The sequence below is a fragment of the Aeromonas sp. R7-4 genome (assembly GCF_040908055.1).
In the GTDB taxonomy this organism is placed as follows: Bacteria; Pseudomonadota; Gammaproteobacteria; order Enterobacterales; family Aeromonadaceae; genus Aeromonas; species Aeromonas sanarellii.
Genome location: NZ_JBFODA010000013.1, coordinates 21,883 through 37,293, shown reverse-complemented (window position 1 = coordinate 37,293; position 15,411 = coordinate 21,883). Strand labels below are relative to the sequence as shown.

The window sequence follows — 15,411 nt, the reverse complement described above, 5'->3', positions numbered from 1 at the left end:
AGTACTCCATTACATAGAAAGCGCACAGGCGCGGTCAAGGCATCGCAAGCGCGGGCAAGCGATGGCCAAAAAACGGCAAATTGCAGATGAGCAGGATTACGCCGCCATGGGCATCATTCGATTGGCTGGCGTCAATGAACTGCTCCGGGGCCTCGACTTATTCGTCGAACCACTCGGAGAGATAGAAAGGCTTGAAGTAGAAGGCCAGAAAAAAGCCTCTGGCTTTGCGCATCATGGTGATTTGTCGCGTCCTGTGACAAAGATGACATGCACCTTACCACGCCCCAAATTTGCCCCGCAAGGGGGCGCTGACGGCGCAATGAAAAATCCTGCCCATGGTCAATCCGGCCGGCATCCGTTAGGCTCGGATCACCCACTCCACCCTGGCACGCGAGCCGCAGCCCATGAACTTTCTGGCCCATCTTCATCTGGCGTCCCATACCCAGAGCTCCCTCACCGGCAACCTGCTGGGGGACTTCGTCAAGGGGCCGCTGCCATCGGGCCTGCCGGCCCCCTTCGACGAGGGGATCTGGCTGCACCGCAAGATAGATGCCTTCACCGACACCCACCCCGCCCACCGGGCGGCGGTCACCGGCTTCGAGGCCCCCTGGCGCCGTTTCGGCGGCATCCTGGTGGACATGCTCTACGACCACTGGCTCAGCCTGCACTGGCGGCAATTCAGCCCGCAACCCCTGCCCCGCTTCCTGCACCAGAGCTATGGTCAACTTCTGGCGGACCATCATCGCCTGCCACAGGGACTGCCGCCGGCCCTCAGACGCATGGCCGAGCAGGACTGGATCGCCTCCTACCAGCACAGGGCGGGGCTGGGTCAGGCCCTCGACGGCATAGGCCGCCGCCTGCGGCGCCCCATGCCGCTCGGGGACGCGCTGCTGACCCTGGACCAGGCGCGCTGGGCCGAGGCGGAGCACGCCTTCCTGCGCTTCTATCCCGAATTGATGCGCTTTTGCGAGGAGCAGATCGCCGCGCACCGCACCACCGGGGAGCACCAGGTTCCCTAGGTTGCAGCCCGGCCCCCGTGGCCGAAAACGCGGGCGGGACGAGGAGTGAAACGGGTGATGGATCAGATTGGGTCTTTTATGGCACCCCAAAAGGGAGGAGACTGGCGATACCGCTTCGCCCGGACTCAGACCGAGCGGGCACGGCTGGGCCAGGCTCAGCGCCCTCAAGACCCAAGGAGACCTCTTCATGTCATCGCGATTATTCCGTAGCGCCCTGTGCGGCGCCCTCCTGATCGGCGGCGCCGTTCACGCCGCCGAAGCGGCTCGCCCCGCCATCTTGTTCGACAACGTACGCATCTTCGATGGCAAGGGAGGCGCCCTCAGCGCCCCCTCCTCCGTCTTGGTGGAAGGCAACCTGATCACCCAGATCAGCCGGGGCGGCATCAAGGTGGGGGGAGAGGTGCAGCGCATCGATGGCCAGGGCAAGACCCTGATGCCGGGCCTCATCGATGCCCATACCCACCTGATGTTCGCCACCCTGCCGCAGATCGCCGTGCTGACCAACGACGTCACCTTCACCACGGTGGCGGCGACCAGGGCCGCCCATGACATGCTGATGCGCGGCTTCACCAGTGCCCGTGATCTCGGCGGCCCCGTGTTCGGCCTCAAGAAGGGGATCGACATGGGGCTCATCGACGGCCCCCGTATCTGGCCCGCCGGCGCCATGATCTCCCAGTCGGGGGGCCACGGCGACTTCCGTCTGCCCAACGAGCTGCCGGCGCTGGCGGGACAATACTCCTTCGGCGAGCGGGCCAACGCGGCCATGGTCGCCGACAGCCCGGATGCGGTGCGCCAGCGCACCCGCGAGCAGCTGGCCCTCGGCGCCTCCCAGATCAAGGTGATGGCAGGTGGTGGTGTGGCCTCCAACTATGATCCCATCGACGTGACCCAGTACACGGTGCCGGAGATCCGTGCCGCCGTGGAGGCCGCCGACAACTGGGGCACCTATGTGACCGTGCACGCCTATACCCCGAAGGCGGTGCGCCAGGCCATCGAGGCTGGCGTCAAGTGCATCGACCACGGTCAGATGCTCGACGAGGATACCGCCAGGCTGATGGCCGAGAAGGGGGTCTGGTGGAGCCTGCAGCCCTTCACCGACGATCGCAAGTCCCCCTTCCCGGAGGGCTCGGCCAACCGTCTGAAGCAGCTTGAGATGTACAAGGGCACCGACCACGCCTATGCCATGGCCAAGAAGTTCGGCATCAAGACCGCATTCGGTACCGACGCCCTGTTCAGCGCCCAGGCCACGGCCGATCAGGGCACCATGCTGGCCAAGATGGGCACCTGGTATACCCCGGCCGAGGTGTTGAAGATGGCCACCCATGACAACGCCGAGCTGCTGGCCCTCTCGGGCCCGCGCAATCCCTACCCGGGCAGGCTGGGGGTAGTGGAGACCGGGGCGCTGGCCGATCTGCTGCTGATCGACGGTGACCCGCTCAAGGATCTCGCCCTGGTGGCCGATCCGGCCAACCGCTTCAAGGTGATCATGAAGGACGGCAAGATCTACAAGAATACGCTCTGACCCCTCTTGACAGAAAAGGCCCCATCAGGGGCCTTTTTTTGCTGCCGAACGGCCAGCGGTAGAGCGGCTCAGCGCTCCTCCTTCTTCTTGCGAATGCTGAGGCCCAGCTCCCGGCCCCGCAGCCGGGCGTAATAGATGGTGCCCACGAAGGCCAGGGTGGTGAAGATCAGCTCCACCACCGCGAGCCAGCGCTCCCCCTCGTCCGTGGTGATGAGCGTCAGGGCGTGGAGGAAGTAGGGCATCAGCACGAAGTTGCCCCAGGCATGGGTGTAAGGGTTGCCCTGCACTATGCCCTTCAAGGGGAAGAGCAGCGGCACCGTCCAGATCACCGGCAGCAGCCAGGGGGCGAGCCCAGGGTGAGGCGAGAGCCACAGGTGCCAGAGCAGGACCCAGGCCAGCAGGCCAAAGTAACCGACCAGAGTCAGCAGGCGGGCGAAGCGGGTGCTCACTTGAGGATCTCCAGCACCTGCTCGGGCGGGCGGCCGATGCGGGCCTGGCCGTTCCTGATGACGATGGGGCGCTCGATGAGCTTGGGGTGCTGGTGCATGGCACGAATGAGGTCATCGCCGCTCACCTCGCCGAGCCCCAGCTCCTTGTAGAGATCTTCCTTGGTGCGCATCAGCTGGCGGGGATCGGCGAAGCCCAGCTGGCTCAGCAGGGTGCGGATCTCATCCTCGCTCGGCGCCTGCTCCAGATAGAGCACCACCTCGGGGGCAACCCCGTGCTGTTCCAGCAGCGCCAGGGTTTCACGGCTCTTGGAGCAGCGCGGATTGTGATAGATTTGGGTCTCGCTCATGGTAACTCCCTGATATTGCAAGATGGGACGACAAGTGGCGCTATTGTAGGGGAAACCGATGGGCAGGGTAAGCGGGAAGGATATGGAAATGAAACGGATCTGTTGGCTGATTGTGGCGGCCTTGCTGGGGGCCTGCTCGCCGGCGCCGCGCTTCACCGATGCCACCGGGCAGGCCGTGAGCCTGTCCGACTTTGCCGGCAAGCCGCTGCTGGTCAACTACTTCGCCCCCTGGTGCGCCCCCTGCCTGCGGGAGATGCCCCTGCTCGCGGCCTTGCACCGGGAGGGGCAAATTGGGGTGATCGCCATCAACTATGATCCCGCCTCCCCCGCCGAGCTGACCGCGCTGGCCCGGCGCCACGGGATAGCCGTGCCCCTGCTGATCCCCGAGGACGAGTCCCGCCTCCCCTTCCCAAGGCCGGGGGCACTGCCCACCAGCTACCTGCTCGATGGCGAGGGGCGCCTGCTGGAGACCCTGGTGGGAGAACTCGATGAGGCCAGGCTGGCCACCCTCACCACGCGGGTCGCGGCGCTTCCCTGAGCGGCGCGCCGAGCCCGGCAACGAAACGGGGTGCCCCATCTCTGGGGCACCCCGTTTCACGGATGGCGGACGAGCATTTACCCCTTGAGGCTGTCCAGATCCTTCTTGGCCCGCTCCAGCTGGGTGATGCGCGCCTCGATGCGGGCCAGGGTCAACTTGTCGCTGGTGGTGCCGCGGGCCACGATCAGCTCGTCGATGGCCGCCTGGTAGTCCCCGCGTAGGGAGAGGGTCTCCGCCCGCGCCATGTGCAGGTCCGTCATCCTCCCCGCCTTGCGGTAGGCATCCGACAGCAGGCTCCAGGCCAGGCTGTTCTCGTCGTGCTCCCGGGCATAGGGGTCCAGGATGGCGATGGACTTCTGATAGTTCCCCCCCTCCAGATAGGCGTTGCCGAGGTTGACCACCACCACCTCGTTGTCCGGCATCCGGGTGCGGAAGCGCTCCAGCCTGGCGATGGCCTGGGCGCTGCGCCCCTTGGCGAGATCGATGTCGGTCAGGGCGTCCACCACGAAGAGATCCTCCGGATGGCGGGTGGCCAGCTCCTGCATCAGGGCGTCGGCCTCGTCGGTGCGTTTGAGCTGCAGCAGGGCCAGCGCCTTGCCATAGAGGGCGGCGTCTTTGACGGGGTAATCCCCCTTCTGCAGGCGGCTGTCGAAGTAGGTGAGCAACCCCTGGGGGGTCTCGGTGCCATAGCGCACCTGGATGCGCACCTTGGCCAGCCAGAAGTCGAGGCTGGGGGCGAGGGCGCGGCGGCCATAGCTGCCGGCACGGGCACGGGCCTCGCTGATCCGGGTCTCGGGCAGGGGGTGGGTCAGCAGCATCTCGGGCGGCTTGCTGGCGAAGCGGTACTCCGCCGCCAGCTTCTGGAAGAAGTTCGCCATACCCATGGGATCGAACCCGGCGTCATACAGCGTCTTCATGCCGATGCGATCCGCCTCGTATTCGTTGTCCCGGGTGTAGTTGATGGCCGACTGCATCGACAGGCCCAAGGTGGTCTGCAAGGCGGCGATGCCGGCGGTGGGGTTGATCACCGCGAGCGCGATGGAGCCCACCAGACCGGCCAGGGTCATGGCGGAGCTGCTCGCCTGGGCCTCCATGTAGCGGGCGATGTGGCGCTGGGTCACGTGGGTGATTTCGTGGGCCAGGACAGAGGCCAGCTCGCTCTCGCTCTCCGCGTAGAGGAAGAGGCCGGTGTGCACCTTGACCCGGCCACCGAGGAAGGCGGCCGCGTTGATGCTGGGATCGTTGACGAGGAAGAAGGTAAAGGGGAAACGCACCCCGTCGGCGTTGGTGAGCAGTCGCTGACCCAGATCGTCGATGTATTCGTTCAGCACGGGATCGTCGATGATGGGCAGGCCCGCCCGGGCGAAGCGCATGAAGGCGTTGCCATAGCGCACCTCCTGCTCGATGGGCAGGGCGGCGACCCCGGCGGTCCCGATGTCGGGCAACTGGTTGCTCCCCTGGGCGTGGAAGGTCGCTCCCATCAGGGAGACCAGCAGGGGAAGCGATGCTATCAGGGGGGAAAAACGTGCCACGTTATCTCTATCTCCAATCAGACCCTACCGGGCATCGGCAGAATACCCTTGCCATTCAAGGCCCACAAGCGTTGTTTCATCCTGCCATCACGGCCATAATGACGGCCACGCACGCGATGGAATTCCCATGGAACAGCTCGACCTGACCCCCTGGCGTTGTCCCGAGCCCCTCATTCGGCTCAAGCTCTGGCTGCGCCAGGCTCGGCCCGGTCAATCCCTGCTCATTCTTCTGGGAGATCCCGGCTCAAGGCAAGACATTCCTGCCTATCTGCGCCGCCAGGGTCACGACGTCCAGCCACTGGAGGAGTCCGCCACCCGCCTCTCCCTGCTGCTCGTGGTCGCCGGGATGCCGCCATCGGCATCGGGCGACGCCTCCCTGCCATGACCCGTCATTCAAGGAAGCCTCGATGTTAGATGTATTGAAGCGCTGGTATCAGACCCGTTTTTCCGACCCGGATGCCGTCACCCTCTTCCTGCTGCTGGTGTTCTGCTTCGCGGTGCTCTGGCTGTTCGGCGATCTGCTGGCACCGCTCCTGGTGGCGCTGGTGATGGCCTACCTGCTGGAGTGGCCGGTCAGCCGCCTGCAGCGCACCGGGCTCTCCCGCCCCCTGGCCACCAGTCTGGTGCTGCTGCTGTTCATCACGGTGACCACCATGATGCTGCTGGGCCTCATCCCCACGCTGGTGAGCCAGGGCGTCAACCTGGCCAAGGAGGCGCCGTCCATGCTGGCCCATGCCCAGGACTATGTGCGCACCCTGCCGGAAAAATACCCCGAGATCATCGACGTCAGCCTGGTCGAGACCATCATCGACAACATCCGCCAGCGCATCCTGACCGGGGGCGAGCAGTTGGTGAGCGCCTCCCTCAGCTCCCTCATCAACGTGGTGGCCATCCTCATCTACGCCATCCTGGTGCCGCTGATGGTGTTCTTCATGCTCAAGGACAAGCAGGTGCTGATGGGCGGCCTGCGCCGCTTCCTGCCCCGCAACCGCACCCTGGTCAACCGGGTCTGGGTGGAGATGAATGACCAGATCATCAACTACATTCGCGGCAAGGTGATAGAGATCCTCATCGTCGGGGTGGCCACTTACATCCCCTTCGCCCTGATGGGGCTGCGCTACTCGGTGCTGCTGGCGGTGGCGGTCGGCTTCTCCGTGCTCATCCCCTACATAGGGGCGGTGGCGGTGACCGTGCCCGTCGCCATGGTGGCCCTGTTCCAGTGGGGCCTGACCCCCGACTTCGCCTGGCTGATGGTGGCCTATCTGGTCATTCAGGCCCTGGACGGCAACCTGCTGGTGCCCCTGCTCTTCTCCGAGGCGGTCAACCTGCACCCGGTGGCCATCATCGTTGCCGTGCTGGTGTTTGGCGGCCTGTGGGGCTTCTGGGGAGTCTTCTTCGCCATCCCCCTGGCCACCCTGGTGAAAGCCGTGCTCAACGCCTGGCCCAAGCGGGACGATCAGCCCCGTCCCACCCCCTGATGCAGAGGGAGGCGCAAGCCTCTCTTTCTTATCCAGGCCCCTCTCTATTCCCCTTCGCCACCTTGGTTGCCGCCACGCAGGACGACTCTCGGGGTCAATGGGCGCCTCCTCGCGCCATCCCAGGACCTCCGCGTCATTTTTTTGCTATCAACTTGAATTGACAATGGAAACAGGCTTCACTGACGGCATCCGCGGCAGTATTCTCTGCCCCGTTCCAGCCCAGATTCAAAGGATCTCTCCATGCCCCCTGTTCGCGCCCTGCGCCACGCGCCCCTCGGCTGTCTGCTGGCCCTGCTGTTCACCGTCCCCGTCCGGGCCGAGATCGATCTCGGCTCCCTCGACATCTTCGTGCAGGACAGCCCCACCAGCCCTGTGCCCAAGGGGCTGGTGCTGGGCGGCGCCGTCATCGGCGGGGATGCCCGCTACCAGGGGCAGGACGACACCGCCCTCGCGGTGCCGGGCGCCGTCTACTTCGGCGATCGGTTCATGTTCCTCGGGGACAGGGCCCGCTACTACTTCCACAAGGAGGAGAACTTCGCCGCCTACGGCTATGGCCGGGTGCGATTCGGCAACCTGGATCCCGACGATGCCCCCGAGCTCGCGGGCATGGAGGAGCGCGAGTGGGAGCTGGAGGGGGGCGTCGGCGCCAGCCTCATCACCCCCTACGCCCTGCTCAGCACCCGCATCAGCACGGACGTGACCGGGACCAGCAACGGCCAGGAGTGGCTGCTGTGGGCCGACTTTCCCATCATTCGCGACAAGCTGCTCATCATGCCCGGCATGGGGGTGATGATCCGCAGCGACAAGATGGCGAACTACTACTTCGGCGGCGTCTCGGGCAGCGAGGCCAGGGCCCAGCGCGCCGAGTGGGACACGGGCACCACCCTCTCCCCCATGGCCGCCATCATCACCAGCTACCGTTTCAGCCCCCACTGGATCGGCATGTTTGCCGCCAACTACGAGCGCTACGACAAGGACATCGCCAACAGCCCCATAGTCCAGCACGATGGCGAGCTCTACGCGGGCTTCGGCATCGGCTATATCTGGTAACCCGGATCTGCTGGCGAAGCCAACCAACAAGAAGGGAGCCCAAGGCTCCCTTCTTTGTCATTGACGGGCCGTCACCACGTTCCGATCGCGGCCAGAAACTCGGCCAGCGCCCGGTTGACGAACGCCGGGTTCTCCAAGGTCGAGATATGGCCGGCGGCCGGGATCTCCCTGAAGGAACAGCCCAGCACCTCGGCCATCAGGTAACCCTCCAGCACAGGGCGGGCCTTGTCCTCGCAGCCTGTCATCACCAGCGCGGGCAGCGCCATCTCCTCCAGCCAGTCGATGCGATCCTCCCGGGTCACGAAGGCGCGCCCCACCGCCACCAGGCTCGCCACCTTGTCGACCGGCCAGGCGGCGAGCCGCCCCTTGAAGCCGTCCATCAGGGCGGCATCGGGTTGATGGGCAAAGAAGAGCGGCGCCACCTGCTCGACGATGGGGGCGGGTATGCTCCCCAACTGCTCGATGGCGGCCAGCATGGCGAGGTAGCGCTCGCAGGTGATCTGGGGCTCGAGGCCGACGAAGCTGTCCATCAGCACCAGCCCCTTGATGCGCCCGGGCGCCATGCGCGCCAGCTCCACCCCCCACATGCCGCCGATGGAGAGCCCTACCAGCACGAAGTCGTCGACACCGAGGGCGTCGAGCAAGGCCAGATGATCCCGGGCCAGGGTTGCCAGGGTGCAGGGGCCGTCCGGCGTGGCATCGGAATCCCCATGGCCCCAGAGCTCGGGCACGATGCAGCGATACTGCCCCTTGAGGGCCTCCACTTGCGGCGCCCACATGGCGCTGTCCCACAGGTAGCTGTGGCCCAGCAGCAGCACCGGGCCCTGCCCCTCGTCCAGATAGGCCATCCGGCGACCCGCTACCTCCATAAACTGCTTCATGTTTTCTCCTGTTGCCAACTGTGATGATGAGACGGCTGTGCAAATCGCCATCAATGGCGTCATGTTTTTCTATTGTCAGCGGCTGACGGAGCGGCAGTGTATCACGCCTCCCTTGGCAGAGGGGCCGGCCTGGTGCAAGCTGGAGTGACTCACAAGAGGACTCATCAAGGAGAGGCCGATGGCCAAGGAGAAGAGCAAGAAGCGCCCCCGTCTGGACAAGAAGAGCTACGAGCACCACCTCGCCCACCTGCAGGAGGAGCTGGTCAAGCTGCAGGAGTGGGTCAAGCAGGAGGGGCTGAAAGTCGTGGTGCTGTTCGAGGGGCGGGATGCCGCCGGCAAGGGGGGCGTCATCAAGGCGATCACCGAGCCCCTCAACCCCCGGGTCTGCCGGGTCACCGCCCTGCCCGCGCCATCGGATCGGGAGCGCACCCAGTGGTATTTCCAGCGCTACGTGGCCCACCTGCCCGCCGCCGGCGAGATGGTGCTGTTCGACCGCTCCTGGTACAACCGGGCCGGGGTCGAGCGGGTGATGGGCTTTTGCAGCGACGACGAGTACCGTGAATTCCTGCGCGCCTGCCCCGAATTCGAGCGGATGCTGATCCGAGCCGGCATCACCCTCATCAAGTACTGGTTCTCGGTCAGCGACGAAGAGCAGGAGAAGCGCTTCAAGGAGCGGATCAACACCCCCATCAAGCGCTGGAAGTTCAGCCCCATGGACCTGCAGTCCCGCTCCCGCTGGGTGGAATACTCCCGCGCCAAGGACGACATGTTCACCTACACGGACACGCAAGACAGTCCCTGGTTCGTGGTGGAGGCGGACGACAAGCGCCGTGCCCGCCTCAACTGCATCTCCCACCTGCTCGGCAAGGTGCCCTACGAGGCGATCCACTACGAGCCCATCAAGCTGCCCCCCATCAAGACCGAGGGTTATGAACGCCCCCCTCTCTCCAGCCAGCACTTCGTACCTGACGTCACCGCCGGGTTCGACGCCGGGAAAGAGGCGAGAAAGGAGGCGTGACCAGGTGCCGCCCGGTCCGCCGGGCGAGCCCCTGGGCATTTCCCATCAAGATCAGGGGCATCAACGCCCTCCTCTCTCCAGCCCAGGCCAGCCAAACCCGCTGACCTGCCCCCACCAGTCCCGAACGGCAGGCAATAAAAAGCCGGTCTTGCGACCGGCAAAAGGCATTGAACATGAAGAAAGGAAAACCTCGGCATCCTGACCGCGATCAGGTGCGGATATATTTGGCGGTGCGCGGGAACGCCTGTTCCCTGGCATCGAACAGGTAACAGGCCTCGGCCGGAATGCCGACGCTGTACTCCTGGCCGGTGGCTACGTCCACGTCGGAACTCGCCTTGACGGTGAAGTCGTGGCCACCCACGTCCATGTAGACGAAGGACTCCGCTCCCAGGTGCTCGGCCACCTGCACCACGCCGCTCACCCGGCTGTCGGCATGGGCATGGCCCAGCGGCACCAGGTGCTCGGGACGAATGCCCAGCTCCACCTTGTCGCCCACGGCGCCGCGGCGGGCATCCACCCGCACCCGCACGCTGTCGCCCGTGGTCAGCTTGACCACGGCTTCCCGCTCGCCGATCTCCACCAGCTCGCCCGCCAAGAAGTTCATCTTGGGGGAGCCGATGAAGCCCGCCACGAACTTGTTGTCCGGATTGTGGTAGAGCTCAAGGGGGGTGCCGAACTGCTCCAGGTTGGTGGCCGCCTCGCCCTTGAGCGGGCTCAGCACCACGATGCGGTTGGCCAGGGTCATGGCCTCCACCTGGTCGTGGGTCACGTAGATGATGGTGGAGTTGAGCTCCTTGTGCAGCTTGGCGATCTCGATGCGCATCTTGACCCGCAGGGCCGCATCCAGGTTGGAGAGCGGTTCGTCAAACAGGAACACCTGGGGCTGCTGCACTATGCTGCGGCCGATGGCGACCCGCTGGCGCTGACCGCCGGAGAGGGCCTTGGGCTTGCGCTCCAAGAGCGGCTCCAACCCCAGGATCTCGGCGGCGCGCATCACCCGCTTGTGGATGCTCTCCTTGTCCATCTTCTTGAGCTTGAGGCCGAAGGCCATGTTCTCGTAGATGTTCATGTGCGGGTAGAGGGCGTAAGACTGGAACACCATGCCCACGTTGCGCTCCACCGGCGGCACGTCGTTCATGTAGCGACCGCCTATGGTCAGCTCGCCGCTGGTGATGTCTTCCAGACCCGCGATCATCCGCAGCAGGGTGGACTTGCCGCAGCCGGACGGGCCGACGAAGACGATGAACTCCCCTTCCTTGATGTCGAGGTTGATGCTGCGCAGGGTGTCCTTGTGGACAGCCGGGTCGTAATTTTTGCGAACGTTGTTGAGTACTACTTCAGCCATGTCGAGCTCCGCTCTTGAATCTTTGCAAATCGTGATGGCGGGGGGAGTCGGCTCCCCCGGCCATTAACCGTTAACCTTTCACACCGCCTGCGGTCAGACCGCCCACCAGCCAGCCCTGAGGTAGACCAGCAGGAACACCTTGGTACAGGCAGCGTGGCGCCACTTAACCTTTCACACCACCGGCGGTGAGGCCACCGACTAACCAGCGCTGCGCCAGCAGGAACACGACTGTGATGGGGAAGCCGGACAGAACGGCGGCCGCCGCGAAGTCGCCCCACAGGTAGTTCTGCGGATAGAGGTACTGCTGGGCACCGACCGCCAGGGTCAGATTGTTCACATCCTGCAGCAGGATGGAGGCCATGGGCACCTCGGTAATGGAACCGATGAAGGCCAGGATGAACACCACCGCCAGGATGGGCACCGACAGGGGCAGCAGGATCAGCCTGAACGCCTGCCACGGGGTGGCACCGTCGATGGCCGCCGCTTCCTCCAGGGAGGAGTCGATGGTCTCGAAGTAGCCCTTGATGGTCCAGACGTGGAGGGCGATGCCCCCCATGTAGGCCAGGATCAGGCCGCCATGGGTGTTGAGCCCGAGCCAGGGAATGTAGTCACCGATCTTGTTGAACAGGGCATAGATGGCCACCAGGGCCAGCACCGCCGGGAACATCTGGAAGATCAGCATGCCCTGCAGGATGGTGGACTTGCCACGGAACCGCAGGCGGGCGAAGGCGTAGGCACAGGTGGTGGAGAGCACCACTATCATCAGGGCGGTGATGCCTGCGACCTTGATGGAGTTCCACAGCCAGGTCAGCACCGGGAACGGCGGCGGCGTGATGCTGCCGTCGGCGTTGGTGATGGACATGCCGAGCGCCAGCTTCCAGTGATCCAGGGTCGGATTGGTGGGGATGATCTCCCCCACCGAGAAGTTGCCGTTACGGAACGAGATGGCGATGACCATGATCAGCGGGAAGATGATCAGTGCCAGGAAGCCCCACATCACCAGGTGGGTTGCCCACACCCGGTATTTCACTGATTTGGGTTGTACGATTGCCATGTTGAAGCCTCCTTACAGTTGCTTGTCGGCTTTGGACAATTTCAGGTTGAGCAAGGCCAGCGCACCCACGATGAGGAAGATGGCGGTGGCGATGGCACTGGCCAGACCGTAGTCCTGACCACCCGAGCCCTGGAACGCGATCCGGTAGGTGTAGCTCACCAGCAGGTCGGTGGTCCCGGCCGGCGTGGTGGCCCCGATGATGTCCGGCGCCCCGTTCGTCAACAACTGGATAAGCACGAAGTTGTTGAAGTTGAAGGCAAAGGATGCGATCAGCAGGGGCGTCAGCGGCTTCATCAACAGCGGTACCGTGATCTTGAAGAAGTTCTGTACCGGACCTGCACCGTCCATGGCGGACGCCTCATAGAGATCTTCCGGGATGGCCTTGAGCAGGCCCATGCAGAGGATCATCATGTAGGGGTAGCCGAGCCAGGTGTTGACGATGAGGATCATCACCTTGGCCAGGAAGGGGTTGGTGTACCAGTCGGGCTTGATGCCGAACGCCGCTTCCAGGAACAGGTTGATCTCGCCGAAGTTCTGGTTGAACAGGCCCTTGAACACCAGGATGGAGATGAACGCCGGTATCGCATAGGGCAGGATCAGCATGACCCGGTAGAAGCCACGGCCCTTGAGCTGCTCCCACTGCACCAGACACGCCAGCACCATGCCGATGGCCAGGGTGAAGGCGACCGAGCAGGCGGAGAAGATCACGGTCCAGACGAAGATCTGCATGAAGGGACCCTGGATGCCCGGATCCGTCATGATGCGCATGAAGTTCTTCCAACCCACGCTCACCACGAAACCCGGGGCTATGCCCTTGCCGACGAAGTGGCCTTCCGCGTCTATGTACTGGTAGAAGCCGGTGTCGCCGTTGGGCAGCATCAGCTCGCCGCTCTGGTTGTCACGCAGCAGGTTGCTGTCCTTGATCATGACGCCGGACTTGAGCACGACGCCGTCCACCAGCTGGGTATAGAGCTGCTTCTGGGCGGCAAACTTGCGCAGGCTGCTCAGGGTCAGGTGGATGTTACCATCGGGCAGCACCAGATCCAGGGCACTCAGGTGAGTGCGGTGATCGACGATGGCCCGGATGGGCGCCACCTGGTCGATGGCCTCCCCGTTGAAGGGCTGCAACTGAACAACCTGTGGCTCGTCATGAACCCGGCCCTCGCGGACAGCCAGTTCACGTGCCTTGTTGTTCGACAGAGTAAGGGGTTGACTGATAAAGGATTGGTCGTCCTGTTGCAGCAGCAGCTGAAACTGATTGTTCTCACCACCCAAGAGGGTGAAATCGAATTCACCGCCCGCCACCTTATAGGTCTTTTTCAGATGGTAATCCCGAGCCTGTTCGAGGGAGAGCAGGTTGGATCCCGAATAGTTGGTGAAGGCGATGCCGATCGTGTAGGCAAGAGGGAAGATGATAAAAACAACCATGCCTGCCACACCGGGGAAAATATAGCGGTGGGCATAGGTCTTCTTGTTCATGAAGACATAGAGACCGACGGAAACGACCACCAGATCGAGCAGGGCAAAGACCCACTCGCCGCTGGCATACATCATCACGGCCGCATAACCATTAAGCACTGCGATCAGTGCCGCCATGGTCCACTTCAGCCAGACGTACTTGTCTTTCTTCGGACCGGCATAGGATTCGATAGAAGGTACTACTTCCATGCCAATTAACCTTTATTGCGCCAAGAGAGATTGGAGAGAGTGGGAGGCCCGAAGGCCTCCCTGATACGTGCTTACTGGACGATACGCTTGGCAGCGGTATCCAGGGCTTCGTCAACGCTCTGACGACCAGAGGTGACGTTCTTGAGGGCTGTTTCGAAGGAGGACCAGAAACGGCTCATCTCGGGCACGGACGGCATCGGCTCACCGTTCTGGGCGTTCTGCATGGTGGCCTTGATGTTGGGGTCCGCTTCCAGGGTCTTCTGGAAGGACTTCAGGGCCACGGCACCCAGCGGCTTGTCGGCGTTGACCGGCGCCAGACCGGCATCGGTCAGCAGGTAGTTTTCCAGGAACTCGATGGCCAGATCCTTGTTCGGGCTGGCGGCGTTGATGGTGGCACCGAGGACGCCGACGAAGGCCTTGGCCGGGTTACCCTTCAGGGTCGGCAGCGGCGCTACGCCGTACTTGATGCCGCTCTTGTCCAGGTTGCTCCAGGCCCAGGGACCGTTGATCATCATGGCCACTTCGCCCTTGTTGAACTTGGCATCCATGACACCGTAGTCGATACCCTTCTCCAGGTGACCGGACTTGATCATCTCGGAGATGTAGCCGACACCGGCCTTGGCACCCGCGTTGGCCACGCCGGTGTCTTTCACGTCATAACCGGTAGCGGTCTTCTTGAAGGCATAACCACCGTTGGCAGCCACCAGGGGATAGCTGAAGTAGGGGGTATCATAGGCCCACATGATGGCGCGCTTGCCATTTTTCTTCAGCTCTTCGTCGATCTTGGCGATCTCTTCGAAGGTCTTCGGCGGGTTGGGCAACAGATCCTTGTTGTAAATCAGGCTGACGGCTTCGACCGCGACCGGATAGCCGTAAGTCTTGCCATCGACGGTCATGGCATCCCAGGCGAACTGCTCGAACTTGGCCTTGGTGGCGGCGTTCGGGGTCACGGGCACCAGCAGACCGGACTTGACCCACTCACCGTAACGGTCGTGAGCCCAGAAGAAGATGTCCGGGCCGTTGCCGGTAGCGGCGGCTTGCTGGAATTTCACTTCAACCTGATCCGGGTGAGCCACGGTCACCTTGATGCCGGTCTCGGCTTCGAACTTCTTGCCGACTTCGGCCAGGCCGTTGTAGCCCTTGTCACCGTTGATCCAGATGGTCAGCTGACCTTCATCAATCGCAGCAGTGGCAGAGCAAGCCACGCCCAGGGTAGCCAGACCGATCAGGGATGACAGCAATTTCTTTTTCATGAGCCTTTCCTTGTATTAGTTCCGCGCTGTAAGAGCATTGTGTGCGAGATGAATATTATCCCAAGCGTTCAATGCCTCACATGACACGCCTCGCATTTTTGAAATGCAATTACGTATTTTCTTCCAGAAAGTTATGAAAACATTTTCTTATTTCAGCGACTTAACGAGAGTTCCCCCCATATTTTTGCCAAGATACGGAAATAAAATTACCGAAAAGAAATAAATTTACATCAATGAAAGGGATTTCATCCCACTGA

At 63.2% G+C, this 15,411-nt stretch carries 15 protein-coding genes; 7 read left to right on the top strand and 8 right to left on the bottom strand.

Annotated features, from left to right (window positions below; translation table 11 throughout):
• Positions 1-404 precede the first annotated feature (404 nt).
• Both AB5Y72_RS02260 and AB5Y72_RS02255 read left to right on the top strand, forming a co-directional pair.
• Positions 405-1,019: an ACP phosphodiesterase gene (locus tag AB5Y72_RS02260; RefSeq protein ID WP_325782409.1), complete on the top strand. Its 615-nt coding sequence runs from the start codon at positions 405-407 to the stop codon at positions 1,017-1,019.
• Positions 1,020-1,206: 187 nt separating this feature from the next.
• Positions 1,207-2,541 (top strand): amidohydrolase family protein, encoded by a 1,335-nt coding sequence (locus tag AB5Y72_RS02255; protein ID WP_368198535.1) that lies wholly within the window; start codon positions 1,207-1,209, stop codon positions 2,539-2,541.
• A gap of 68 nt (positions 2,542-2,609) precedes the next feature.
• Here the strand turns inward: AB5Y72_RS02255 and AB5Y72_RS02250 are convergent, their stop codons facing one another.
• Positions 2,610-2,990, bottom strand: a complete 381-nt coding sequence (locus AB5Y72_RS02250; protein WP_209791583.1) for a DUF2069 domain-containing protein — start codon at positions 2,988-2,990, stop codon at positions 2,610-2,612.
• The gene (arsC, locus tag AB5Y72_RS02245; protein ID WP_219143985.1) at positions 2,987-3,337 is read right to left on the bottom strand and encodes an arsenate reductase (glutaredoxin); all 351 of its coding nucleotides are present in this window, start codon (positions 3,335-3,337) and stop codon (positions 2,987-2,989) included. The genes AB5Y72_RS02250 and arsC overlap by 4 nt, the downstream gene beginning before the upstream one ends.
• A 58-nt stretch (positions 3,338-3,395) precedes the next feature.
• Here arsC and AB5Y72_RS02240 point away from each other — a divergent pair, with 58 nt between their 5' ends.
• On the top strand, positions 3,396-3,875 hold the full coding sequence (locus AB5Y72_RS02240; RefSeq protein ID WP_368198532.1) for a TlpA family protein disulfide reductase: 480 nt from the start codon (positions 3,396-3,398) through the stop codon (positions 3,873-3,875).
• 77 nt (positions 3,876-3,952) lie between these two features.
• Here AB5Y72_RS02240 and AB5Y72_RS02235 read toward each other — a convergent pair whose 3' ends face one another.
• A complete protein-coding gene (locus AB5Y72_RS02235) occupies positions 3,953-5,407 on the bottom strand; it encodes a M48 family metalloprotease (protein ID WP_244462926.1) in 1,455 nt (484 codons plus the stop codon).
• A 127-nt stretch (positions 5,408-5,534) separates the two neighbouring features.
• Between AB5Y72_RS02235 and AB5Y72_RS02230 the strand changes: the two genes are divergently transcribed.
• From AB5Y72_RS02230 to AB5Y72_RS02220, 3 genes are all read left to right on the top strand, one after another.
• Complete coding sequence (locus AB5Y72_RS02230) at positions 5,535-5,792, top strand: sulfurtransferase TusA family protein (protein WP_368198530.1); 258 nt, start codon at positions 5,535-5,537, stop codon at positions 5,790-5,792.
• 22 nt (positions 5,793-5,814) lie between these two features.
• Positions 5,815-6,885 (top strand): AI-2E family transporter, encoded by a 1,071-nt coding sequence (locus tag AB5Y72_RS02225; RefSeq protein WP_042077012.1) that lies wholly within the window; start codon positions 5,815-5,817, stop codon positions 6,883-6,885.
• A 240-nt stretch (positions 6,886-7,125) separates the two neighbouring features.
• Entirely contained in the window at positions 7,126-7,935 is an 810-nt protein-coding gene (locus AB5Y72_RS02220) for a MipA/OmpV family protein (RefSeq protein WP_368198529.1), read from the top strand.
• Positions 7,936-8,006: 71 nt separating this feature from the next.
• On the opposite strand, the gene AB5Y72_RS02215 is transcribed toward AB5Y72_RS02220, so the two are convergent.
• Positions 8,007-8,816 carry an alpha/beta fold hydrolase gene (locus AB5Y72_RS02215; RefSeq protein ID WP_368198527.1) on the bottom strand — a complete coding sequence of 270 codons (810 nt, stop codon included), beginning with the start codon at positions 8,814-8,816 and terminating at the stop codon, positions 8,007-8,009.
• A gap of 178 nt (positions 8,817-8,994) precedes the next feature.
• Between AB5Y72_RS02215 and ppk2 the strand changes: the two genes are divergently transcribed.
• A complete protein-coding gene (gene ppk2, locus AB5Y72_RS02210) occupies positions 8,995-9,834 on the top strand; it encodes a polyphosphate kinase 2 (protein WP_042077015.1) in 840 nt (279 codons plus the stop codon).
• A gap of 208 nt (positions 9,835-10,042) precedes the next feature.
• Here ppk2 and AB5Y72_RS02205 read toward each other — a convergent pair whose 3' ends face one another.
• The 4 genes from AB5Y72_RS02205 to malE all read right to left on the bottom strand — a co-directional run bounded on the left by AB5Y72_RS02205 (position 10,043) and on the right by malE (position 15,154).
• Positions 10,043-11,179 carry an ABC transporter ATP-binding protein gene (locus AB5Y72_RS02205; protein ID WP_042077017.1) on the bottom strand — a complete coding sequence of 379 codons (1,137 nt, stop codon included), beginning with the start codon at positions 11,177-11,179 and terminating at the stop codon, positions 10,043-10,045.
• A 163-nt stretch (positions 11,180-11,342) separates the two neighbouring features.
• On the bottom strand, positions 11,343-12,233 hold the full coding sequence (malG, locus tag AB5Y72_RS02200; protein WP_010674251.1) for a maltose ABC transporter permease MalG: 891 nt from the start codon (positions 12,231-12,233) through the stop codon (positions 11,343-11,345).
• Positions 12,234-12,245: 12 nt separating this feature from the next.
• Entirely contained in the window at positions 12,246-13,901 is a 1,656-nt protein-coding gene (malF, locus tag AB5Y72_RS02195; RefSeq protein WP_325782416.1) for a maltose ABC transporter permease MalF, read from the bottom strand.
• Between the two features lie 71 nt (positions 13,902-13,972).
• The gene (gene malE, locus AB5Y72_RS02190) at positions 13,973-15,154 is read right to left on the bottom strand and encodes a maltose/maltodextrin ABC transporter substrate-binding protein MalE (RefSeq protein WP_042077020.1); all 1,182 of its coding nucleotides are present in this window, start codon (positions 15,152-15,154) and stop codon (positions 13,973-13,975) included.
• Between the last annotated feature and the right edge of the window lie 257 nt (positions 15,155-15,411).

Coding starts and splice junctions, on each gene's coding strand:
- malG (WP_010674251.1), bottom strand. CDS start 12,233: ATGGCAATCGTACAACCCAAATCAGTGAAATACCGGGTGTGGGCAACC.
- AB5Y72_RS02215 (WP_368198527.1), bottom strand. CDS start 8,816: ATGAAGCAGTTTATGGAGGTAGCGGGTCGCCGGATGGCCTATCTGGAC.
- AB5Y72_RS02205 (WP_042077017.1), bottom strand. CDS start 11,179: ATGGCTGAAGTAGTACTCAACAACGTTCGCAAAAATTACGACCCGGCT.
- malF (WP_325782416.1), bottom strand. CDS start 13,901: ATGGAAGTAGTACCTTCTATCGAATCCTATGCCGGTCCGAAGAAAGAC.
- AB5Y72_RS02225 (WP_042077012.1), top strand. CDS start 5,815: ATGTTAGATGTATTGAAGCGCTGGTATCAGACCCGTTTTTCCGACCCG.
- AB5Y72_RS02230 (WP_368198530.1), top strand. CDS start 5,535: ATGGAACAGCTCGACCTGACCCCCTGGCGTTGTCCCGAGCCCCTCATT.
- ppk2 (WP_042077015.1), top strand. CDS start 8,995: ATGGCCAAGGAGAAGAGCAAGAAGCGCCCCCGTCTGGACAAGAAGAGC.
- arsC (WP_219143985.1), bottom strand. CDS start 3,337: ATGAGCGAGACCCAAATCTATCACAATCCGCGCTGCTCCAAGAGCCGT.
- malE (WP_042077020.1), bottom strand. CDS start 15,154: ATGAAAAAGAAATTGCTGTCATCCCTGATCGGTCTGGCTACCCTGGGC.
- AB5Y72_RS02255 (WP_368198535.1), top strand. CDS start 1,207: ATGTCATCGCGATTATTCCGTAGCGCCCTGTGCGGCGCCCTCCTGATC.
- AB5Y72_RS02260 (WP_325782409.1), top strand. CDS start 405: ATGAACTTTCTGGCCCATCTTCATCTGGCGTCCCATACCCAGAGCTCC.
- AB5Y72_RS02220 (WP_368198529.1), top strand. CDS start 7,126: ATGCCCCCTGTTCGCGCCCTGCGCCACGCGCCCCTCGGCTGTCTGCTG.
- AB5Y72_RS02240 (WP_368198532.1), top strand. CDS start 3,396: ATGGGCAGGGTAAGCGGGAAGGATATGGAAATGAAACGGATCTGTTGG.